The sequence below is a fragment of the Agromyces sp. NPDC055520 genome, assembly GCF_053619715.1.
Genome location: NZ_JBSHJY010000010.1, coordinates 53,670 through 74,103 on the forward strand (window position 1 = coordinate 53,670; position 20,434 = coordinate 74,103).

General features: G+C 70.0%; 21 protein-coding genes. 19 read left to right on the plus strand and 2 right to left on the minus strand.

Annotation, left to right across the window (positions count from 1 at the left end):
- Positions 1-2: 2 nt before the first annotated feature.
- Positions 3-770 carry an alpha/beta fold hydrolase gene (locus ACWGST_RS06830; protein ID WP_452045906.1) on the plus strand — a complete coding sequence of 256 codons (768 nt, stop codon included), beginning with the start codon at positions 3-5 and terminating at the stop codon, positions 768-770.
- Positions 771-878: 108 nt separating this feature from the next.
- On the opposite strand, the gene lexA is transcribed toward ACWGST_RS06830, so the two are convergent.
- Positions 879-1,547, minus strand: coding sequence for a transcriptional repressor LexA (gene lexA / locus ACWGST_RS06835; protein ID WP_452045941.1), 669 nt, complete (start codon positions 1,545-1,547; stop codon positions 879-881).
- A 275-nt stretch (positions 1,548-1,822) separates the two neighbouring features.
- Here lexA and ACWGST_RS06840 point away from each other — a divergent pair, with 275 nt between their 5' ends.
- From ACWGST_RS06840 to ACWGST_RS06885, 10 genes are all read left to right on the plus strand, one after another.
- Positions 1,823-2,197 carry a LysM peptidoglycan-binding domain-containing protein gene (locus ACWGST_RS06840; protein ID WP_452045907.1) on the plus strand — a complete coding sequence of 125 codons (375 nt, stop codon included), beginning with the start codon at positions 1,823-1,825 and terminating at the stop codon, positions 2,195-2,197.
- A 69-nt stretch (positions 2,198-2,266) separates the two neighbouring features.
- Positions 2,267-3,367: a histidinol-phosphate transaminase gene (locus ACWGST_RS06845; protein ID WP_452045908.1), complete on the plus strand. Its 1,101-nt coding sequence runs from the start codon at positions 2,267-2,269 to the stop codon at positions 3,365-3,367.
- Positions 3,364-3,978: an imidazoleglycerol-phosphate dehydratase HisB gene (gene hisB / locus ACWGST_RS06850; RefSeq protein WP_452045909.1), complete on the plus strand. Its 615-nt coding sequence runs from the start codon at positions 3,364-3,366 to the stop codon at positions 3,976-3,978. Before ACWGST_RS06845 ends, hisB begins: the two co-directional genes overlap by 4 nt.
- Positions 3,975-4,613 (plus strand): imidazole glycerol phosphate synthase subunit HisH, encoded by a 639-nt coding sequence (gene hisH, locus ACWGST_RS06855; RefSeq protein WP_452045910.1) that lies wholly within the window; start codon positions 3,975-3,977, stop codon positions 4,611-4,613. The genes hisB and hisH overlap by 4 nt, the downstream gene beginning before the upstream one ends.
- Positions 4,614-4,711: 98 nt before the next feature.
- Positions 4,712-5,458: a bifunctional 1-(5-phosphoribosyl)-5-((5-phosphoribosylamino)methylideneamino)imidazole-4-carboxamide isomerase/phosphoribosylanthranilate isomerase PriA gene (gene priA, locus ACWGST_RS06860; RefSeq protein ID WP_452045911.1), complete on the plus strand. Its 747-nt coding sequence runs from the start codon at positions 4,712-4,714 to the stop codon at positions 5,456-5,458.
- An 8-nt stretch (positions 5,459-5,466) separates the two neighbouring features.
- Positions 5,467-6,264, plus strand: coding sequence for an SseB family protein (locus tag ACWGST_RS06865; protein WP_452045912.1), 798 nt, complete (start codon positions 5,467-5,469; stop codon positions 6,262-6,264).
- A gap of 92 nt (positions 6,265-6,356) precedes the next feature.
- Entirely contained in the window at positions 6,357-7,763 is a 1,407-nt protein-coding gene (locus ACWGST_RS06870; RefSeq protein ID WP_452045913.1) for a pyridoxal phosphate-dependent decarboxylase family protein, read from the plus strand.
- A gap of 61 nt (positions 7,764-7,824) precedes the next feature.
- Positions 7,825-12,417, plus strand: coding sequence for an ATP-dependent helicase (locus ACWGST_RS06875; protein ID WP_452045914.1), 4,593 nt, complete (start codon positions 7,825-7,827; stop codon positions 12,415-12,417).
- A complete protein-coding gene (locus ACWGST_RS06880) occupies positions 12,404-13,180 on the plus strand; it encodes a DNA-formamidopyrimidine glycosylase family protein (protein WP_452045915.1) in 777 nt (258 codons plus the stop codon). Before ACWGST_RS06875 ends, ACWGST_RS06880 begins: the two co-directional genes overlap by 14 nt.
- 135 nt (positions 13,181-13,315) lie before the next feature.
- The gene (locus ACWGST_RS06885; protein ID WP_452045916.1) at positions 13,316-14,026 is read left to right on the plus strand and encodes a hypothetical protein; all 711 of its coding nucleotides are present in this window, start codon (positions 13,316-13,318) and stop codon (positions 14,024-14,026) included.
- Positions 14,027-14,056: 30 nt separating this feature from the next.
- Here ACWGST_RS06885 and ACWGST_RS06890 read toward each other — a convergent pair whose 3' ends face one another.
- Positions 14,057-14,407, minus strand: coding sequence for a DUF1844 domain-containing protein (locus ACWGST_RS06890; protein WP_452045917.1), 351 nt, complete (start codon positions 14,405-14,407; stop codon positions 14,057-14,059).
- A 276-nt stretch (positions 14,408-14,683) separates the two neighbouring features.
- On the opposite strand from ACWGST_RS06890, the gene infC reads away from it, so the two are divergent.
- The 8 genes from infC (at position 14,684) to ACWGST_RS06930 (ending at position 20,384) form a co-directional block, all read left to right on the plus strand.
- Positions 14,684-15,304: a translation initiation factor IF-3 gene (gene infC / locus ACWGST_RS06895; protein WP_452045942.1), complete on the plus strand. Its 621-nt coding sequence runs from the start codon at positions 14,684-14,686 to the stop codon at positions 15,302-15,304.
- Between the two features lie 55 nt (positions 15,305-15,359).
- On the plus strand, positions 15,360-15,554 hold the full coding sequence (rpmI, locus tag ACWGST_RS06900) for a 50S ribosomal protein L35 (RefSeq protein ID WP_452045918.1): 195 nt from the start codon (positions 15,360-15,362) through the stop codon (positions 15,552-15,554).
- 32 nt (positions 15,555-15,586) lie between these two features.
- The gene (gene rplT, locus ACWGST_RS06905) at positions 15,587-15,973 is read left to right on the plus strand and encodes a 50S ribosomal protein L20 (RefSeq protein ID WP_452045919.1); all 387 of its coding nucleotides are present in this window, start codon (positions 15,587-15,589) and stop codon (positions 15,971-15,973) included.
- A gap of 179 nt (positions 15,974-16,152) precedes the next feature.
- A complete protein-coding gene (locus tag ACWGST_RS06910) occupies positions 16,153-16,965 on the plus strand; it encodes a TrmH family RNA methyltransferase (protein ID WP_452045920.1) in 813 nt (270 codons plus the stop codon).
- A gap of 56 nt (positions 16,966-17,021) precedes the next feature.
- Positions 17,022-17,810, plus strand: a complete 789-nt coding sequence (locus tag ACWGST_RS06915) for an amino acid ABC transporter ATP-binding protein (RefSeq protein WP_452045921.1) — start codon at positions 17,022-17,024, stop codon at positions 17,808-17,810.
- Between the two features lie 71 nt (positions 17,811-17,881).
- Complete coding sequence (locus tag ACWGST_RS06920; RefSeq protein WP_452045922.1) at positions 17,882-18,745, plus strand: glutamate ABC transporter substrate-binding protein; 864 nt, start codon at positions 17,882-17,884, stop codon at positions 18,743-18,745.
- Positions 18,746-18,813: 68 nt separating this feature from the next.
- Positions 18,814-19,461 (plus strand): amino acid ABC transporter permease, encoded by a 648-nt coding sequence (locus tag ACWGST_RS06925; protein WP_452045923.1) that lies wholly within the window; start codon positions 18,814-18,816, stop codon positions 19,459-19,461.
- Positions 19,458-20,384 carry an amino acid ABC transporter permease gene (locus tag ACWGST_RS06930; RefSeq protein ID WP_452045924.1) on the plus strand — a complete coding sequence of 309 codons (927 nt, stop codon included), beginning with the start codon at positions 19,458-19,460 and terminating at the stop codon, positions 20,382-20,384. The genes ACWGST_RS06925 and ACWGST_RS06930 overlap by 4 nt, the downstream gene beginning before the upstream one ends.
- Positions 20,385-20,434: the final 50 nt, after the last annotated feature.

The following is a 20,434-nucleotide window of genomic DNA, read 5'->3' on the forward strand; positions in this document are numbered from 1 at the left end:
CCATGCAACTCGCGGTCCACGAATCCGGCGGGGGTGCGCGCACCGCGATCCTCATCCACGGCATCATGTCGGACTCGCGCGCATGGCATCGCGTCACGGCTGAACTCGCCGCACAGGGGTTCCGCGTGCTCGCGGTCGACCTCGCCGGCCACGGCCGCAGCCCGCGAGCGCTGCGATACTCTCCCGCCGCCTGGGCGAGCGACGTCGTCGAGACGCTCGAACCGCTGCTCGACGGCTCGCCCGACATCGTCATGGGGCACTCGCTCGGCGGACTCGTCGCGAGCATCGTCGCCGATCGGCTCGCGCCGCGTGCCGCGATCTACATCGACCCCGCCTTCTCGTTCCCGAAGGGCGTCAAGGGCTGGGCGTTCAAGGCCTTCTTCGCCGTCGCCCCGCGGCCCCGACGCTCGGCGCTCGTGCGCATGAACCCGAAGTGGAGCGCCGTCGACGTCGACATCGAACTCGCGACGCTTCGCGACTGGGACAAGCGCACGATCCTCGGCTTCGCCGACACCCGGCCGCTCGTGCCGCCGGCCCGGCTGGTGGCGCCGACGCTCGTCGTGCTCGCCGAGAAGAGCCTGCTCATCACGGCGAAGGTCGCACGTCAGCTGCGACGTCAGGGCATGACCGTCGAGACGGTGCAGGGCACCGGGCACACGGTGTTCCGCGACGATCACGCCGGCTTCATGGACGCCGTGTTCGGGTGGCTTCGCGACTTCGCGCCGACGGCGCCGGAGGTGTCACCCGCCGGTGCTCGGGTGGCCGCGTAACGGGAGACATCCGCTCGCTCGCGTGCCGGGCACGTTCGGTGTCCGCCCTTTCGGTGCCGGCCGTTTCGATGCCGGCCCTTTCGATGCCGGCGCGTTCGGTGCGGACCGTCAGACCGCGCGCAGCACGGCCACGACCTTGCCGAGCACCTCGGCCTCGTCGCCGACGATCGGTTCGAAGGCGCTGTTGCGCGGCAGCAGCCACGTGTGGCCGTCGCGTTGGCGGAACACCTTGACCGTTGCCTCGCCGTCGAGCATCGCGGCGACGATCTCGCCGTTCTCGGCGGTGCGCTGCGAGCGCACGACGACCCAGTCGCCGTCGCAGATGGCGGCGTCGATCATGGACTCGCCGAAGACCTTCAGCATGAAGAGCTCGCCCTTACCGACGAGTTGCCGGGGGAGCGGGAAGACCTCGTCGATCTGCTGCTCGGCCGTGATCGGCACGCCGGCGGCGATGCGCCCGACGAGCGGCACCATCGCCGCATCGCCGATCGGTGTCGGGTCGCTCGAGGTGGCGACGCGGTCGGTCACGCCCGGCAACTCGATGAGCACCTCGAGTGCGCGCGGGCGGTTGGGATCGCGCCGCAGGTAGCCGGCGAGCTCGAGCTGGTTGAGCTGGTGGGTCACGCTCGAGAGCGAGGAGAGCCCCACCGCGTCGCCGATCTCGCGCATGCTCGGCGGATAACCGCGGCTCGAGACCGAGCGCTGGATCATCTCGAGGATGGCGATCTGCTTGGCGCTCAGACTCTTGCGGCGGCGAGGCCTGCCCGTCGCCTGCACGTCGTCGGTGTCGGTGCTCAAGGTCTCCGCCCCTCGTAGCGGCCGTGCGGCCGGATGTCGGTGGTGTCTGGTCGACTGTCTTGCAGACATTCGAAACTGTATCCGTCTCACGAGCGTGCGGCAAACATCTGTTCGAGTGTGTCGGAGATCCGCTCTCCCGGTTCTTCGGAGTTTCATGCTTGCAATGTTCGAAAATCGAAGGTATGTTCGGAACAGAGATTCGCATCCGGCCCTCCCGGCCGAGGGCCGGGTGCGACTCCCACAGGAGGTGTGACATGAGCGCAGTGATCGCAACGAACGGCCCGGCTTCGATGCCGGTACCGATGCAGGCTCCGAGCTCGGGGCGTACCCGGCTTCGACTGACTCGTCGCGGGCGCGCCGTGTTCACCACACTCGCTGCCCTGCCGCTCGTGGTCTGGGCGTTCGTCGTGGTGCTCGGGTCGGGGGCCGCGGCCGCCGACATCGACGCCGTCGGCGCCACGTTCGAGTACGTCACGGTCGGTCAGGGCGACTCCCTCTGGGCGATCGCCGAGTCGATCGACCCGAGCGCCGATGTGCGCGAGGTCATCGACGAGATCATTCGCATCAACGGCCTCGACGACGCCGCGGTCGAACCCGGGCAGCGGCTCGCGCTGCCGGCCGCTCCGTGAACGCCCTCGTCACGTTCGCCGCATGACGCTCGTCTGAAACACACCGACGCGCCTCGTTAGGCTTGTGTGGTGACGAGCCTCGACGATCTCCCCATCCGCGACGACCTTCGTGGTCGCACTCCGTACGGGGCTCCGCAGCAGGCCGTGCCGGTCGCCCTCAACGTCAACGAGAACACGCATCCGATCCCCGAAGACGTCGCGCACGATGTCGTCGCCCGAGTGGCCGCGGCGATCCTGACGCTGAACCGCTACCCCGACCGCGAGTTCACCGCCCTGCGCCGAGCGCTCGCCGACTACCTCGGCCACGGCCTCGACCCCGCGCAGATCTGGGCGGCGAACGGCTCCAACGAGGTGCTGCAGCACATCATGCAGGCCTACGGCGGGCCGGGTCGTTCGGTGCTGGGCTTCGCGCCGACTTACTCCATGTACGGCCTGCTCGCCTCGGGCACCGGCACCGAGTGGATCACCGCCGGCCGCGACGAGGACTTCGAGCTCACCGCCGCGACGGCCGTCGCGGCGGTGCGAGAGCACGACCCCGACATCGTGCTGCTCTGCGCCCCGAACAACCCCACCGGCACCCCGCTGTCGATCGAGACGATCGAGGCGGTCGCCGACGCCGCTCGCGGCATCGTCGTCGTCGACGAGGCGTACTTCGAGTTCGCCGACCCCGGCACGCCGAGTGCCCTCACCTTGCTCGAGGGGCGTCCGCGACTGCTCGTCTCGCGCACCATGAGCAAGGCCTTCGCCTTCGCCGGCGCCCGCGTCGGCTACCTCGCCGGCGACCCCGCCGCGATCGATGCGCTGCGCCTCGTGCGGCTGCCGTACCACCTCTCGGCGCTGACCCAGGCCGCCGCTCTCGGCGCGCTCGCGCACTCGGCCGAAATGCTCGCGATGGTCGACGAGATCCGCGGGCAGCGCGAGCGCATCTCCGACGAACTCGCACGGCTCGGGTTCCACCCCTACCGCAGCGGCTCGAACTTCGTGCTCTTCGGCGGCGTCGACGACCCGCACGCCGTCTTCGAGCAGCTGCTGGCACGCGGCATCCTGATCAGGGAGATCGGCATCCCCGGCCACTTGCGGGTCACCGCGGGCACCGAGGCCGAGACCACGGCCTTCCTCGAGGCGATCGCCGTCTCGGCGCCGAACCCCGCGAATAGGATTGAGTCATGACCGCATCGAGCCCTTCGCGCACTGCCCGGGTGCAGCGCGAGACGAGCGAATCCAGCATCGACCTCTCGATCGACCTCGACGGCACCGGGTCGAGCGACATCGAGACCGGCGTTCCGTTCTACGACCACCTGCTCACGGCGTTCGCGAAGCACTCGCTGACCGACCTGACGGTGCGCGCGAGCGGCGACATCCAGATCGACGTGCACCACACAGTCGAAGACGTCGGCATCGTGCTGGGCCAGGCGATCAAGCAGGCGCTCGGCGACAAGCACGGCATCTCCCGCTACGGCGACGCCCTCGTGCCCCTCGACGAGGCGCTCGCGCAGGCCGTCGTCGACATCTCCGGTCGTCCGTTCCTCGTGCACACCGGCGAGCCCGCGGGCTTCGAGTACCACCTCATCGGCGGCCACTTCACGGGGTCGATGGTGCGGCACGTCTTCGAGGCGATCGCCTACAACGCGGCGCTGACCGTGCACGTGACCGTGCTCGGCGGGCGTGACCCGCACCACATCGCCGAGGCGGAGTTCAAGGCGTTCGCCAGAGCGTTCCGTCAGGCGAAGGCCTTCGACCCGCTCGTGTCGGGCGTGCCGTCGACGAAGGGCGCCCTGTGACCCGCAGCCGTCGTGTCGTCGTGCTCGACTACGGCTCGGGCAACGTGCACTCGGCCGCGAAGGCGCTCGAGCGCGCGGGGGCCGAGGTCACCGTGACCGCCGACCGCGCCGCGGCCCTCGAGGCCGACGGGCTGCTCGTGCCCGGCGTCGGTGCGTTCAAGGCGGTCATGGACCAGTTGCACGCCGTGCGCGGCGGCGAGATCATCGACCGGCGGCTCGCCGGAGGGCGCCCGGTGCTCGGCATCTGCGTCGGCATGCAGGTGCTGTTCGAGCGCGGCGTCGAGCGCGGCGTCGACACCGAGGGGCTCGGCGAGTGGCCGGGCAGCGTCACCCGCTTGCCCGCGCCCGTGTTGCCGCACATGGGCTGGAACACGGTCGAGGCGGGCGAGGGCTCGGTGCTCTTCGACGGCATCGAGCACGAGCGGTTCTACTTCGTGCACTCGTTCGCCGCGCAGCAGTGGCTGCTCGACATCGAGCCGCCGTTCCCGGCGCCTGCGCTGACGTGGGCCGAGTACGGCGGCCGGTTCCTCGCCGCCGTCGAGAACGGCCCGCTCACGGCGACCCAGTTCCACCCCGAGAAATCGGCCGACGCCGGCATCCGGTTGCTCGGCAACTGGATCGGCACCCTCGGCTGAGCCGTTCGGCGTCACGTGCACCCGACGTCGACACGGTCGGACTAGGATGCTGTGATTGTGCCCACTTGCAAGGCGCGATCGCGATTTTAGGACAGTGAATGAGTGAATTCAACAAGACCCCACGCCTCGTGCTGCTCCCGGCGGTCGACGTCGCCGGTGGCAAGGCGGTGCGCCTGACCAAGGGCGAGGCCGGCACCGAGACGAGCTACGGCGACCCCGTCGACGCGGCCGTCGACTGGGCCGACCAGGGCGCCGAGTGGATCCACCTCGTCGACCTCGACGCCGCGTTCGGGCGCGGCTCGAACGCGGGCGTGCTGAAGAAGGTCATCCGGCAGGTGCGCGGCGTCAACGTCGAGCTCTCGGGCGGCATCCGCGATGACGAGTCGCTCGAGCACGCGCTCGAGATCGGTGCGAAGCGCATCAATCTCGGCACCGCGGCGCTCGAGAACCCCGAGTGGGCGGCTTCGGTCATCGCGCAGTACGGCGAGGCGATCGCGGTGGGTCTCGACGTGCGCGGCACGACGCTCGCGGCTCGCGGCTGGACGAAGGACGGCGGCGACCTCTGGCAGGTCATGGACCGTCTCGAAGAGGCGGGCGCCGCACGCTACGTCGTCACCGACGTCACGAAAGACGGCACGCTGCAGGGCCCGAACCTCGATCTGCTCCGTCAGGTGATGGAGCGCACGCACCGCCCGGTGGTCGCGTCGGGCGGCATCTCGAGCCTCGACGACATCGTGGCGCTCCGCGAACTCGTGCCGCTCGGCCTTGAGGGCACGATCGTCGGCAAGGCGCTGTACGCGGGCGCCTTCACTCTCGTCGAGGCGTTGGACGTCGCCTCGCAGTGATCGGTGAAATGGGCGGTGACGCGGCGGCCGACCCGGTCGCCTCCGACTCCGCAGGCGTGCCCTGGGCCGGGCGCTCGTTCCAGCCCAACACGCACGCCGCCGACGACGGCAGCGCGCCCGAGGCCCTCGTCGCCGCGCTCGACGCCTTCCGGGCCGGCGCGGCCGGGCAGGCGCCGGTCGTCGCCGAGTTCGCACGTTCCCGCCTCCTGATCCCTCTGCTCGCCGAGCTCGGCGACGGCGACGGCGGCACCGAGGTCGGCGCCCATGGTCTCGCGATCGACAAGAGCCAAGAGCTCTCGATCGTCACGGTGCAGGGGCCCGACGGGCGCAAGGTGCTGCCGGTCTTCGCCTCGGTCGAGGCGATGTCGCGCTGGAATCCGCTGGCACGCCCCGTGCCCGCCGACGGCGTGCGGGTCGCGTTGGCCGCGGCCGACGACGGCACCGACCTCATCGTGCTCGACCCCGCGTCGCCGACCGAGTTCGTGCTGCGTCGCCCCGCCGTGTGGTCGGTGGCGCAGTCGCACGAGTGGCAGCCGCCCTTCGACTCGCCCGCCGTCGGCGAGGCGTTCCGGCGCTCGATCGATCGCGAACTGGCCGTGCTCGGAGTGACGCTCCTTCCGGGCGACCCGACCGCGCGTCTCACGGGGCCCGAGCTCGTCGTGCGCCTCGAACTCGTCGGCGGACTCACCCGTGAAGAGCTCGACGCGATCACCGCTCGACTCGCCCGGCGCTGGGCCGCCGACGACGTCATCGCGACGTCGGTCGACTCGCTCACGGTGAAGCTCGTCGGCGCTCCGGTCGGCTGACGGCCGCGTCGCCCGTACTGGGTCGTTGACCGGGCCGACGATGCGGCGCACAATCGGTCCTGTGCGTCAGGCGCACGGAATCCAGGTGCGAAATGAGCGACGGGCGAGCGGATGCCTCGTACGACGAGGTGCTCGAGGTGGCGAGCCGACACGCGCAGACGTGGCTCGCGGGAGTAGGCGAGCGGTCGATCCCGCCACGGGCGACCATCGACGACATCAAGGACGCACTCGGCCGTGAGCTGCCCGAGTCGGGTGAGCCAGACCTCGAGGTCATCACACGGCTGGCTGAGAGCGTCGAGCCTGGCCTCATCGCGATCGGATCGCCGCGCTTCTACGGCTGGGTGATCGGCGGCACGCAGCCCGTGGCGCTCGGCGCCGACTGGCTCGTCTCGGCGTGGGACCAGAACACCGGGCTGCGTGCGATCACGCCGGGCGCCGTCGCCGTCGAGGAGATCGCCGGCGATTGGCTGCTCGACCTGCTCGGGCTGCCGCCGCAGAGCGACGTCGGGTTCACGACCGGCGCGACGATGGCGCAGTTCTCGTGCATGGCGGCGGCCCGCAACGAAGTGCTCCGCCGGGTCGGGTGGGACGTCGAGGCGAATGGTCTGTCCGGCGGCCCCGCAGTTCGTTACATCGCGGGCGAAGAGCGCCACGGCACGATGGATCTCGCGGCCCGCTACCTCGGGCTCGGCGCGCCGATCACCGTGGCGGCTGACGAGCAGGGTCGCATCCGCGTCGACGAACTGGCGCGGGTGCTCGCCGACGGGAGCGGTCCGGCGATCGTCGCCCTGCAGGCCGGCAACATCCACTCGGGAGCATTCGACGACTTCGCCGCGGCGATCGAGGTCGCGCACCGGGCCGGCGCCTGGGTGCACGTCGACGGTGCGTTCGGGCTGTGGGCCGCGGCATCCACAGCTCTGCGGCATTTGACGGCGGGCATGGAGGCCGCCGATTCCTGGTCGACCGACGCGCACAAGACCCTGAACGTGCCGTACGACTGCGGCATCGCGATCGTGCGCGACCCGGCGGCGATGCGGCGCGCACTCGGCATGCACGCGAGCTACCTGCAGGCCGCTGTCGTCGGCGCCGACCCGCACGAGAAGGCCCCCGAGTTGTCGCGGCGCGCTCGTGGGGTGCCGTCGTGGGCGGTGCTGCGCTCCCTCGGCCGCGAGGGCGTCGCGGCGCTCGTCGACGGCCTCGCCGAGGCGGCGCGCGGCATCGCAGTCGGGGTGGGGGCGCTGCCCGGCGTCGAGGTGCTGAACGAGGTGGTCTTCACGCAGCTCTGCATCGCCCTCGACCGCGACGCGGCCACCGAGGCGCTCAGCGAACGACTCTGGAACGAGGGCGAGGTGCTCGCCATGACCTCGCGCTGGCATGGACGCGCGGTCGTGCGCTTCTCGGTCAGCAATTGGCGAACGGATGCCGCGGAGGTGCGCCGTACGGTCGACGCCGTCGCGCGTGCGCTCGAGGAGCTGTCACCGGCGCCGGTGGTCGAGTAGCGCCCGACGAAGGAGGGCGCGTATCGAGACCACTGTCGGCCGCATCCGCTTGAATGGAGACATGGCTTCGGCGCTCGACGCGTTCTCACCCGCGACGCGGGCGTGGTTCACCGAGTCGTTCACGGCGCCGACGACCGTGCAAGATGCCGCGTGGCAGACGATCTCGCGCGGCGAGCACTCGCTCGTCGTCGCGCCGACGGGCTCGGGCAAGACCCTCGCGGCCTTCCTCTGGGCGATCGACCGACTGCACCACGAGGGTGCCGACGTGATATCGACCGGCACCCGCGTCGTCTACCTGTCGCCGCTCAAGGCTCTCGGCGTCGATGTCGAGCGCAACCTCAGGGCGCCGCTCATCGGCATCGCCCGCACGGCGGCGGCGCACGGCCTCGAGGTTCCCGACGTCTCGGTGGGGGTGCGCTCGGGCGACACGCCGCCGGCCGAGCGGCGCCGGCTCGTCACCCACCCGCCCGAGATCCTCATCACGACGCCCGAGTCGCTGTTCCTCATGCTCACCTCGGCTGCGCGCGAGACGCTTCGCGGCGTGCAGACGGTCATCGTCGACGAGATCCACGCGCTCGCCGGCACGAAACGCGGTTCGCATCTCGCGCTCTCGCTCGAGCGGCTCGACGAGCTCACGGCCGAGCCCGTGCAGCGCATCGGCCTGTCGGCGACCGTGCGACCCCAAGAAGAGGTGGCGCGATTCCTCGGCGGCACCCGTGCGGTCACGATCGTGGCGCCGGCCTCCGGCAAGCGGTTCGACCTGCGGGTGACCGTGCCGGTCGACGACCTCTCGGATCTCGCCGGTGAGACGGGCGCGGGCACGGTGTGGCCGCACGTCGAAGAGGCGATCCTCGACGAAGTACTCGCACACCGTTCGACGATCGTGTTCGCGAACTCGCGACGCCTCGCCGAGCGGCTGACGGCACGGCTCAACGAGCTCTGGGCCGACCGCGCCGCGGTTCCGGTCGAGGCGCAGGCAGTGCCGGCACCGGTGCCGACGCGAGCCGCGGCGGCGGCGAGACGCACACCGGCCGAAGCGGTCGGCGCCTCGGGCGTGACCACCGGCGCCCCGCCCGTGATCGCACGCTCGCATCACGGCTCGGTGAGCAAAGAAGAGCGCGCCCTCGTCGAAGACGACCTCAAGTCGGGGCGGCTGCGCTGCGTCGTCGCGACGTCGAGCCTCGAGCTCGGCATCGACATGGGCGCGGTCGACCTCGTCATGCAGGTCGAGTCGCCGCCCTCGGTCGCGAGCGGCCTGCAGCGGCTCGGGCGGGCCGGGCATCAGGTCGGCGAGGTGTCGAAGGGCCTCATCTTCCCGAAGCACCGCGCCGACGTGCTGCACTCGGCGGTCGTGGCCGAACGGATGATCGGCGGCGCGATCGAGGCGCTGCGCATCCCGGCGAACCCGCTCGACGTGCTCGCCCAGCAGACGATCGCGGCCACGGCGCTCGACGAATGGGACGTCGAGGCCTGGTTCGAGCTGGTACGCCGGGCGGCGCCCTACGCCGCGCTGCCCCGATCCGCGTTCGACGCGACGCTCGACCTGCTCGCCGGCCGCTACCCGTCCGATCGTTTCGGCGAGCTTCGTGCGCGCATCGTCTGGGACCGCGACGCCGGCACGATCGCGGGTCGTCGCGGTGCCCAGCGACTCGCCGTCACGAGCGGCGGCACGATTCCTGATCGGGGCATGTTCGGCGTCTTCATGGTCGGGGAGGCCGGCCCCGGCCGCCGCGTCGGCGAACTCGACGAAGAGATGGTGTACGAGTCGCGCGTCGGCGACGTCTTCGCCCTCGGCGCCACGAGTTGGCGCATCCAAGAGATCACGCACGACCGGGTGCTCGTCTCTCCCGCCTTCGGCGAACCCGGTCGGTTGCCGTTCTGGAAGGGCGACGGCATCGGCCGCCCGGCCGAACTCGGCGCCGCGATCGGCGGGTTCATCGCCGAACTCTCGGGCGCACCGGCGTCCGACGCCCTCGCCCGCAGTCGTGCCGCCGGACTCGACGAGCGCGCCGCGGCCAATCTCGTGAAGTTCATCGACGACCAGCGCGCCGCGACCCGTGTCGTTCCCGACGCGACGAACCTCGTGGTCGAGCGGTTCCGCGACGAGCTCGGCGATTGGCGCATCGTGCTGCACTCGCCCTACGGCATGCGCGTGCACGCGCCGTGGGCGCTCGCGATCGGCGCGCGCGTGCGCGAGCAGAGCGGCGTCGACGCCAACGCGGTCGCGAGCGACGACGGCATCGTGCTGCGCATGCCCGACACGGGTGACGACCCGCCGGGCGCAGAGCTCTTCGCCTTCGAGCCGGCCGAGCTCACCGAACTCGTCACGGCCAACGTCGGCGGCTCGGCGCTGTTCGCGGCCCGGTTCCGCGAGTGCGCTGCCCGGGCGCTCATTCTGCCGCGCACGCACCCCGGCAAGCGGTCACCGCTCTGGCAGCAACGGCAACGGGCGTCGCAGCTGCTCGAAGTGGCGCGCGACTTCCCCGAGTTCCCGATCGTGCTCGAGGCGGTGCGCGAGTGTCTGCAAGACGTCTACGACCTGCCCGCGCTGACACAGCTGGCCGAACGCATCGAGCGGCGCGAACTTCGTTTCGTCGACGTCACGACCGAGTCGCCGAGCCCCTTCGCCTCGAGCCTGCTCTTCGGCTACGTAGGTGCGTTCATGTACGAGGGCGACGCGCCGCTCGCCGAGCGCCGGGCGGCGGCTCTCTCGCTCGACCCGGCCCTGCTCGCCGAGCTGCTCGGCACGGTCGAACTGCGCGAACTCCTCGATCCAGAGGTGGTCGATGACGTCGAGCGGATGCTGCAGCGCACGCATCCCGATCGACGCGCGCGCGGCGAAGAGGGCGTCGCCGACCTGTTGAGCGATCTCGGGCCGCTCACGGCCGACGAGGTGACCGCGAGGGTCGACGACGAGACCGATGCCGCTGCAGCGCTGGCCGAACTCGTCGCGGGGCGCCGTGCTGCACCCGTGCGATTCGCGGGTCGGTCGTGGTTCGTCGCGGTCGAAGACGTCAGCCGACTGCGCGACGCCCTCGGCGTGCCGATCCCGCCGGGGCTGCCCGAGGTGTTCGGCGAGCCGGTGCGCGACCCGCTCGGTGACCTCGTCGCCCGCTTCGCCCGCACGCACGGGCCGTTCACGGCGGAGGCCGTCGCCGCGCGATTCGGCATCGGGCAGGTCGTGGCGTCCGCCGCGCTCGCCAGGCTCGGCGGCGAACGCCGGGTGGTCGAGGGTGAATTCCTCCCGCACGGTTCGGGCCTCGAATGGTGCGACAGCGGGGTGCTCCGCCGCATCCGTCGACGTTCGCTCGCGGTGCTGCGGGGCGAGGTCGAGCCGGTCGAACCGCGCGAGTTCGCGCGATTCCTGCCGGCGTGGCAGCACGTGGGCGGTGGCCTCGTCGGCGTCGACGGCGTCGCCGCGGTGATCGAGCAGCTCGAGGGTGCGCGCATTCCCGCCTCCGCCTGGGAGGCGTACGTGCTGCCCGCGCGGGTCGCCGACTACCGGCCCGGCATGCTCGACGAGCTGACCGCATCGGGTGAGGTGCTCTTGGCGGGCACCGGGTCGCTCGGTGCCGATGACGGGTGGATCAGCCTGCACCTCTCGGAGACTGCATCGCTCACGCTGCCGCCGCCGGCCGCGGCGCCCCTCGATCCGCTCGAGTCAGAGCTGGTCGCGGTGCTCGGGGGCGGGGGAGGGTACTTCTTCCGCCAACTGGCCGAGGCCGTCGGTGCCGACGCCGTGGGTGCCGAGGTCGCCGGTACCGAGATCGTCGGCTCCGAGGGCGACCGTGCGCTCGCGGACGCGCTCTGGAGGCTCGTCTGGGCGGGTCTCGTCACCAACGACACCTTCGCGCCGGTACGGGGCCTCCTCGCGGGCGGCGGCGCGCACAAGACCGCGGCGCCGACGCCGCGGGCGCGACTGCGTGCTGGGTCGTTGTCACGCCGCTCGCTCGCGGCGACCGTGCAGGCCGGGCGCACTGCGGCCGCACGTGCCAACCCGCCACGGGTCGCAGGCCGCTGGTCGGTGCTGCCGCTCGCGAGCACGGCGGCGACACCCCGTGCGCACGCCCTCGGCGAGGCGCTGCTCGAGCGCTACGGCATCGTCACCCGCGGCTCGGTCATGGCCGAGGCGCACCTCGGCGGCTTCGCCCTCGCCTATCGCACGCTCTCGGGCTTCGAAGACTCGGGGCGGGTGCGCCGCGGCTACTTCATCGACGGTCAGGGCGGTGCGCAGTTCGCGACGGGCGCCGCCGTCGACCGGCTCCGGGCGGCACCGAAGGGGGAGACGCGCGTGCTCGCGGCGACCGACCCGGCCAACCCCTTCGGCGCCGCTCTCGACTGGCCGGAGCTCGGCGGCGAGCACGCGCACCGGCCCGGGCGCAAGGCCGGCGCCTTCGTCGCCGTCGTCGACGGTGAGGCGGCGCTCTACCTCGAACGGGGCGGGCGCACCACCCTCGTCTTCACCGACGACGAGGCGGCGCTCGAGGCGGCCTGCACGGCGCTCGCCGCGGTGCTCACCCGCGGACGCACCGAACGACTGCGCGTCGAGACGGTGAACGGCGGGGCGGTCTTCGGCTCCGTGCTCGATCGGCCGCTGCGCGCCGCGGGGTTCCGCGAGACGCCGAGGGGACTCCGCTTCGATGCCCGAGGGTGACACCGTCTACCGGGCCGCGCGCCGGCTCGACGCCGCGCTCGCCGGTCGCACCGTGACCCGAAGCGACTTCAGGGTGCCCGCGCTCGCCGAGATCGATCTCGCCGGGCTTCCCGTGCATTCCGTCGCGAGTCGCGGCAAGCACCTGCTCATGCGCATCGGCGACGTCGTCGTGCACTCGCACCTGAAGATGGAGGGGGAGTGGCGGATCTTCCGCCCAGGCGAGTCGTGGCGTCGGCCGGCCTGGCAGGCTCGCGCGATCATCGAGGTACCGGATGCCGCGGCGGTCGGGTTCGACCTCGGCACCCTCGAGCTCTTCGGAGCGGGTGAGGAGACCGAGCGCCTCGCCTACCTCGGCCCCGACCTGCTCGGCCCCGACTGGAGCGCCGAGGAGGCGGTGCGGCGGCTCGCGAGCGCACCCGACGCGCCGATCGCGGTCGCGCTCGCCGAGCAGCACAATCTCGCCGGGCTCGGCAACGTCTACGTCAACGAGCTCTGCTTCCTCCGCGGCATCCTGCCCTCTCGGCCGGTCGGCGGGGTCGAGCTCGGGCCGTTGGTCGAACTCGCGAGGCGCGTCATCCATGCCAATCGCGACCGAGCCGTGCGCACGACGACGGGAGACACACATCGGGGCCGGCAGTTGTGGGTCTACGGCCGCGCAGGGGAGGCGTGCCGCCGATGCGGCGCGCTCATCGAACACGGGCGGCTCGGGCGCAGCGAACTCGAGCTGCGCGAGACGTGGTGGTGCCCGAGCTGTCAGCGCTGAGTGCGGCGGGGGCGGCGAGTACCGGAATTGCGAACCTGACGCACGCGACGACCTCGCCCCGCGTCTCCGTGCTGGCACGGTCGACGGTGAGCCCGGCCGGGTCGAAGATGTGGGCGAAGAGCGAGGGGGTGCGACGTGTCGACATCACGAGCACGAACAGGCCGCCGGTCGATCGTCACGCTGGCGCAGGCAATGGCGCTGAGCGCCGCCCTCGCAGCCTGCACCGCCGGCGCATCGACCGACACCGCGCCCGACCCCGCGGGCAACGAATCGCCGATCGCACCGTCGTCTGCCGCGGCGTCGTCCGGCCAGGGCGAGGTCTATTCCGCTGCGTCGTTCGCCCAGCCGTTCGAGGTCACGGCGGTCGACTGGATGGGTGGGACCCCGACCGTCGAGCAATCGAATCTGCTGACCTGGGTGAACGACGACGACTCGCTCGGCGTGCGGGTGCTCGCGCCCGTGTCGCTCTATCCGCCGGAGGCGACCGAGGCCGTGCCCGTTCCCGACGACTACGAGAGCTACCTCCGAACGCTCGGCGATCACGGCGCCGAGCTCACGGACTGGCGCGACGGCGAGGTCGGCGGGCGCCCGGCGACCTTCGTGACCGTCGTGGTGCCCGACGGCGCGCTCGACGGTGCGCTGGGCTGCCCGGCTGAGGGCATGACGGCCGAAGACTGTTTCGGGCCGCAGCAGGCGGCCGACCTCAGGCTCGTCGTGGTCGACGGCGAGCAGCCTGTGCTGTTCTGGCTGCGCAGCGACATCGCCTCTGTGCCGGCCGCACGTGATGCAGCCGAGGTCGAGTTCGACCGCTTCCTCGACGGGGTCGTGTTCGAGGCGAACGGATAGGTGCGAAGGCGGCGGAAAGGGAGCGTTCGCTCAGCTGACCGGGCCGGTCCACTTCTCGCCGGGGCCCTGGCCGATCGGGTCGGGAATGACGGATGCCTCGCGGAACGCGAGCTGCAGCGAGCGGAGCCCGTCGCGGAGTGAACGCGCGTGCACGTCGCTGATCTCGGGCGCGCCCGCCGTGATGAGGCCGGCGAGGGCGTTGATGAGCTTGCGCGCCTCGTCGAGGTCGATCTGCTCGTCGGGGTCTTCGGCCAGCCCGACCTTCACGGCCGCGGCGCTCATGAGGTGCACAGCGGCGGTCGTGATGATCTCGACGGCGGGCACTTCGGCGATGTCGCGGGTGGCGCCCTCGACCGTGGTCTCGTCTGAACTACTGTTCACGGACTTCCTCTGTTAGACTGCTTCGGGCTCCAGGGCTTCACCCTGGTACGAAAGTGGAGATTCTCCCACCCGCGCATACCGCTTCATCAAGGTTACCGGGTCGATTGCACTCCGCTCTCACGTACTGCGCCGACCAGCACAGTACGGGGGAGTAGACAGGGTGCCGCAGAGGTGCACGGTGGGATTCCGTGCGCGGAAGCGTGGATTTCTCCTTTCGTCGTCGGGCGGCAACCGCCTCCCGACCGAGCGAAACAGCTTGAGTAGAGGAGAACACGCATCAGCGATCCCCGTACAAACGACCGTATCCGCGTCCCCGAGGTTCGACTCGTGGGGCCTGCCGGAGAGCAGGTCGGCGTCGTGAAGATCGAGGTGGCCCTGCGGCTCGCGCAGGAGGCCGATCTCGATCTCGTCGAGGTCGCTCCGAACTCGAAGCCGCCGGTCGCGAAGATCATGGACTACGGCAAGTTCAAGTACGAGGCTGCGCAGAAGGCGAAAGAGGCCCGGCGCAACCAGGCGAACACGATCCTCAAAGAGGTTCGGTTCCGTCTCAAGATCGACAAGCACGACTACGAGACCAAGATGAAGCGCGCCGTCGGGTTCCTCAAGGCCGGCGACAAGGTCAAGGCGATGATCCTCTTCCGCGGTCGCGAGCAGTCGCGGCCCGAGATGGGCGTCCGTCTGCTGCAGCGCTTCGCCGAAGACGTGGCCGAGTTCGGCACGGTCGAACACAACCCCACGATCGACGGCCGCAACATGGTCATGGTGATCGGGCCCCTCAAGAACAAGTCCGAGGCCAAGGCCGAGGCGAACGCACAACGTGCTGCGGCGAAGGCACGACCGGCGGCGGAAGCCCCGGCCGAGGCAGCGCCGCAGACGGCAGAGCCCGCAGAGGGCTGAGCCAAACATCCCCGTCCGTCACTCGCGTGACGGCAGAACCAAGGAGAAATACGAGATGCCGAAGCAGAAGACCCACTCCGGGTCCAAGAAGCGCTTCAAGATCACCGGCAGCGGCAAGGTCATGAAGCAGCAGGCCGGTATGCGCCACAACCTCGAGGTCAAGGCCTCGAAGCGCAAGGCCCGCCTGAACCAGGACAAGGTCGTCTCGGCGCCCGACGCCAAGAACATCAAGAAGCTTCTCGGCCGCTGAGCCGCGGACCCGTCTAAGGAAGAAACAGAGTCATGGCAAGAGTGAAGCGGGCGGTCAACGCCCACAAGAAGCGCCGGGTCATCCTCGAGCGCGCCGAGGGTTACCGCGGCCAGCGTTCGCGTCTGTACCGCAAGGCGAAAGAGCAGGTCACGCACTCGCTCGTCTACGCGTACCGCGACCGTCGCCAGAAGAAGGGCGACTTCCGTCGCCTCTGGATCCAGCGCATCAACGCCGCGTCGCGTGCGAACGGCCTCACGTACAACCGTCTGATCCAGGGCCTGAACCTGGCGGGCATCGAGGTCGACCGTCGTATCCTCGCCGACCTCGCGGTCAACGAGCCCGCGACGTTCGCCGCGATCGTCGAGTCGGCCAAGAAGGCCCTCCCCGCCGACACCTCGGCTCCGAAGACCGCCGCGTAAGAAGGCGCTGCATTCTTCGGCCGCCGACACCTCGGCCCCGAAGACCGCCGCGTAAGCGCGAACTTCAGCATCGAACGGCCCGGCGCCCTCCGCTCCACCAGCGGGGTATGCCGGGCCGTTCCGCATTCCCCGGCCCCGGCCCCGGGCGCCGTCGCGCGAACCGCGAATAGAATGGGCGCATGCTCGAGAATCCCCGTTCGCCGCGCGTGCGCGCCGTTGCGAAGCTCGCCAAGAAGGCGGCACGTGTCGACAGCGGGTTGTTCCTGCTCGAGGGCCCGCAGGCGGTCGCCGAGGCGTTGACCTTCCGCCCGCAACTCGTCGTCGAGCTCTTCGCGACGCCCAGCGCGCTCGAACGCCACGGTGAGATCGCCGAGGCGGCGGCCGCGGCCGACGTCGACATCGAGTTCGTCACCGAAGAGGTGCTCGACTCCATGGCCGACACCGTGACGCCGCAGGGGTTCGTGGCGATCTGCCGCCAGTTCCCGACCGCGGTCAAAGACGTGTTCGCCGCGAAGCCGAAGCTCGTCGCCATCCTCGAAGAGGTGCGCGACCCGGGCAACGCCGGCACCATCGTGCGCGCGGCCGATGCAGCGGGCGCCGACGCCGTCATCTTCACGGGTCGCACCGTCGACCTCTACAACCCCAAGGTCGTGCGATCATCGACCGGGTCGATCTTCCACCTGCCGGTGGCCATCGGCGCCGAGCTCGAAGACGTGCTCGTGCGCGCCCGTGCGGCGGGTCTCACGGTGCTCGCCGCCGATGTGAAGGGCGCCGACCTGCTCACCGCCCGCAACGACGGAGTGCTCGCGGGGCCGACCGCGTGGCTGTTCGGCAACGAGGCCAGGGGCCTGCCCGACGAGCAGCTCGAGCTGGCCGACCGAGTCGTCACGGTGCCGATCTACGGCCATGCCGAGTCGATGAATCTGGCGACCGCGGCATCCGTCTGCCTGTATGAGAGCGCCTTCGCCCAGCGCTCTTCGCATCACGGTTAGGTAACCACTCGCCGAGCACTTGTCGCTCGGCCTCCGGTGGCCCTAGCTTTGGGGATATGGAGCCAACGCAGCCAGCCCCGCCGACGTCGAACATCTCGGTGCGTCGCGGTGAGCCCCTCGTGGTCATCGACCACGTCGACAAGCACTACGGCGATCTGCACGTGCTCAACGACATCAACACGGTCGTCAACCGCGGCGAGGTCGTCGTCGTGATCGGTCCGAGCGGGTCGGGCAAGTCGACGTTCTGTCGGGCGATCAACCGGCTCGAGACCATCGACTCTGGCACGATCGCGATCGACGGCGAGCAACTGCCCGCAGAGGGCGCCGCACTCGCGAAACTGCGTGCCGATGTCGGCATGGTCTTCCAGTCGTTCAACCTGTTCGCGCACAAGACCGTGCTCGAGAACGTCACGCTGGCACCCATCAAGGTGAAGCGGATGTCGCGCAAGGACGCCGACGCGAAGGCGATGCAGTTGCTCGAGCGCGTCGGTGTCGCGAACCAGGCGAAGAAGCTCCCGGCCCAGCTCTCGGGCGGTCAGCAGCAGCGCGTCGCGATCGCCCGCTCGCTCGCGATGAACCCGAAGCTCATCCTGATGGACGAGCCGACGAGCGCGCTCGACCCCGAGATGATCAACGAGGTGCTCGACGTCATGATCGGCCTCGCCAAAGACGGCATGACCATGATCGTCGTCACGCACGAGATGGGCTTCGCCCGCAAGGCGGCCGACCGAGTGCTCTTCATGGCCGACGGCAGGATCGTCGAAGAGGCGACGCCCGCCGAGTTCTTCGACAATCCCCAGTCCGACCGTGCGAAGGACTTCCTCTCGAAGATCCTCGACCACTGAGTACTCGACCACCAGAGACCTGCGCCGTCACAAGCGGCGAGGAACCATCACACAGGAGAAGAGGCAGAGACATGAAACGCATGAGAATGGCACTCGTCGCAGCAGCTGCGGTGTCGGCGCTCGCGCTGGCGGGCTGTTCGAGTGGCGGCGGCGAGACGGCTGAGCCGTCGGCAGAACCGGCCCCGACGTTCGAGGCCGGCACGACCATGGCGAAGCTCTCCGAAGCGGGCAAGATGACCGTCGGCACGAAGTTCGACCAGCCGCTGTTCGGCCTGAAGGGGCCGTCGGGCGACCCAGAGGGCTTCGACGTCGAGATCGCGAAGATCATCGCGAGCGAGCTCGGCATCGACGAAGAGAACATCACCTGGACCGAGACGGTCTCGGCCAACCGCGAGCCGTTCATCGAGAACGGCCAGGTCGACATCGTCGTGGCCACCTACACGATCAACGACAAGCGCAAAGAGGTCGTCTCGTTCGCCGGGCCGTACTACATGGCCGGGCAGTCGATCCTCGTGCTCGCCGACAACGACGACATCAAGAGCGAAGAAGACCTCGTCGGTCAGCCGGTCTGCTCCGTCACGGGCTCGACGCCTGCGGCGAACCTGAAAGAGCTCGGCGCCGAGGTCATCGAGACCGACACGTACTCGAACTGCCTCGAGCCGCTCCGCAGCGGCCAGGTCGTCGCGGTCTCGACCGACAACGTGATCCTCGCGGGCCTCGCAGCGCAGAACGAGGGCGAGTTCAAGGTCGTCGGCAAGCCCTTCACCGAGGAGCCGTACGGCATCGGACTCGCGCTCGATGACATCGACTTCCGCATGTGGATCAACGACGTGCTGGAAGAGGCCTACGCAGACGGTCGCTACAAGGAGGCGTGGGAGTCCACCGCCGGAGCCGTGCTGCCGTTCGTCGAGCCGCCGGCTGTCGACCGCTACTGATCGGGCACGCGTCCCGGGCGGAATCCGCCCGGGACGCGTTCCACCCCCACTGACCGGAACGGAGACTCGTGGACGCCGTCATCGAGAACCTGCCGACGTACCTCGAGGGCTTCAGGATGACCCTGCTGCTGCTCGTCGTGAGCGGCATCGCGGCCCTCATCCTCGGCACCATCATCGCGGCGATGCGCATCTCGCCCGTCGCGTCGCTCCGCGGCTTCGCGACGGTCTACACCGAACTCGTACGCAACACCCCGCTCACGCTCGTGCTCTTCTTCTGCGCGATCATCCTGCCCTACCTCGGCTCGCGCCTCGACTACGTCACCGCCGCGATGATCGGCCTCTCGGTGTACACCTCGCCGTTCGTGGCCGAGGCGCTCCGCTCGGGCATCAACGGCGTGCCGCTCGGCCAGGCCGAGGCGGCTCGCAGCGTCGGGCTCGGCTTCGGTCAGACCGTCAGCCTCGTCGTCATGCCGCAGGCGTTCCGCATGACGATCCCGCCGCTCATCAACGTGTTCATCGCGCTGACGAAGAACACCTCGGTCGCGGGTGGATTCTTCGTCTTCGAACTCTTCGCCGCGACACGTGAGATCGCCAACGCGAACGGCAACGCCGTGATCGCGATCCTTCTGGCTGCCGCGACGCTCTACCTCGTGGTGACGATCCCGTTGGGCATCCTCGCCGGTCGACTCGAACGCAAGTGGGTGGTGCAGCGATGAGCAACTCATCGGTTCTCTTCGATGCTCCGGGGCCCAAGGCCCGTCGTCTCTCCCTGATCTCCTCGATCATCGCCGGCATCCTGATCCTCGCCGGGATCGGCTGGATCGTCTGGACCCTCGCCCAGCCGCGCGACAGCGGTGGAATCACGCTTCCCGGTTTCTTCGACGCGAGTCGCTGGGACATCTTCGCCGACCCCGAGGTCTGGCAGTTCATCATCTTCGAGGGCGTGGTCGGCACCCTGCGCGCCGCACTCACCGCGGCGGTCTTCGCGGTCGCGATCGGCGTGCTGTTCTCACTCCTGCGCAGTTCGGAGCACGCCTGGATCCGCGTTCCGACCACAGTCGTGCTCGAGTTCCTGCGCGGCATGCCGGTACTGCTCATGATGCTGTTCATCCTGCTCGTGCTGAACACCGGCTCGTTCTGGGCAGTGGTGGCGGCGCTCAGCCTCTACAACGGCGCGATCATCGGCGAGGCGCTGCGCGCGGGCCTCGTCGCACTTCCGCGCGGACAGCGCGAAGCCGGGCTGAGCCTCGGCATGCGGCCGCTGCAGTCGAAGATGCTCGTGGAGTTCCCGCAGGCGTTCCGGCAGATGCTGCCGATCGTCGTCGCCCAACTCGTCGTGCTCCTGAAAGACACCTCGCTCGGCTTCATCGTCGGCTACAGCGAACTGCTGCGCGTCAACATGAACAACCTCGGCAGTTTCTACGGCAACCGCTACCTGTTCTCGCTCTTCGTCGTCACGCTCGTGCTCTACCTGTCGATGAACCTGCTGCTCTCGTGGTTCGCCCGGTGGCTCTCGAAGCGAACTGCATCGAAGTCGAGCGGTGCCCGACTCGACCCCGACGACCCGAACCGGGCGATCCTCGTCGCCGAGGCCTCGGCGAAGGCCCGGGAGTCCGAGTCGGGTGGCGGCGCGCTCTGACACGCGCGTACTGACATCGGGCGACCGACTCGCGGGGTCTCGCCCGGTAG

What these genes read in the sequence shown, in the direction of transcription:
- ACWGST_RS06830 (WP_452045906.1), top strand. Translation starts at nt 3, where the DNA reads ATGCAACTCGCGGTCCACGAATCCGGCGGGGGTGCGCGCACCGCGATC.
- ACWGST_RS06840 (WP_452045907.1), top strand. Translation starts at nt 1,823, where the DNA reads ATGAGCGCAGTGATCGCAACGAACGGCCCGGCTTCGATGCCGGTACCG.
- hisB (WP_452045909.1), top strand. Translation starts at nt 3,364, where the DNA reads ATGACCGCATCGAGCCCTTCGCGCACTGCCCGGGTGCAGCGCGAGACG.
- priA (WP_452045911.1), top strand. Translation starts at nt 4,712, where the DNA reads ATGAGTGAATTCAACAAGACCCCACGCCTCGTGCTGCTCCCGGCGGTC.
- ACWGST_RS06865 (WP_452045912.1), top strand. Translation starts at nt 5,467, where the DNA reads ATGGGCGGTGACGCGGCGGCCGACCCGGTCGCCTCCGACTCCGCAGGC.
- ACWGST_RS06870 (WP_452045913.1), top strand. Translation starts at nt 6,357, where the DNA reads ATGAGCGACGGGCGAGCGGATGCCTCGTACGACGAGGTGCTCGAGGTG.
- ACWGST_RS06875 (WP_452045914.1), top strand. Translation starts at nt 7,825, where the DNA reads ATGGCTTCGGCGCTCGACGCGTTCTCACCCGCGACGCGGGCGTGGTTC.
- ACWGST_RS06880 (WP_452045915.1), top strand. Translation starts at nt 12,404, where the DNA reads ATGCCCGAGGGTGACACCGTCTACCGGGCCGCGCGCCGGCTCGACGCC.
- rpmI (WP_452045918.1), top strand. Translation starts at nt 15,360, where the DNA reads ATGCCGAAGCAGAAGACCCACTCCGGGTCCAAGAAGCGCTTCAAGATC.
- rplT (WP_452045919.1), top strand. Translation starts at nt 15,587, where the DNA reads ATGGCAAGAGTGAAGCGGGCGGTCAACGCCCACAAGAAGCGCCGGGTC.
- ACWGST_RS06910 (WP_452045920.1), top strand. Translation starts at nt 16,153, where the DNA reads ATGCTCGAGAATCCCCGTTCGCCGCGCGTGCGCGCCGTTGCGAAGCTC.
- ACWGST_RS06915 (WP_452045921.1), top strand. Translation starts at nt 17,022, where the DNA reads ATGGAGCCAACGCAGCCAGCCCCGCCGACGTCGAACATCTCGGTGCGT.
- ACWGST_RS06920 (WP_452045922.1), top strand. Translation starts at nt 17,882, where the DNA reads ATGAAACGCATGAGAATGGCACTCGTCGCAGCAGCTGCGGTGTCGGCG.
- ACWGST_RS06930 (WP_452045924.1), top strand. Translation starts at nt 19,458, where the DNA reads ATGAGCAACTCATCGGTTCTCTTCGATGCTCCGGGGCCCAAGGCCCGT.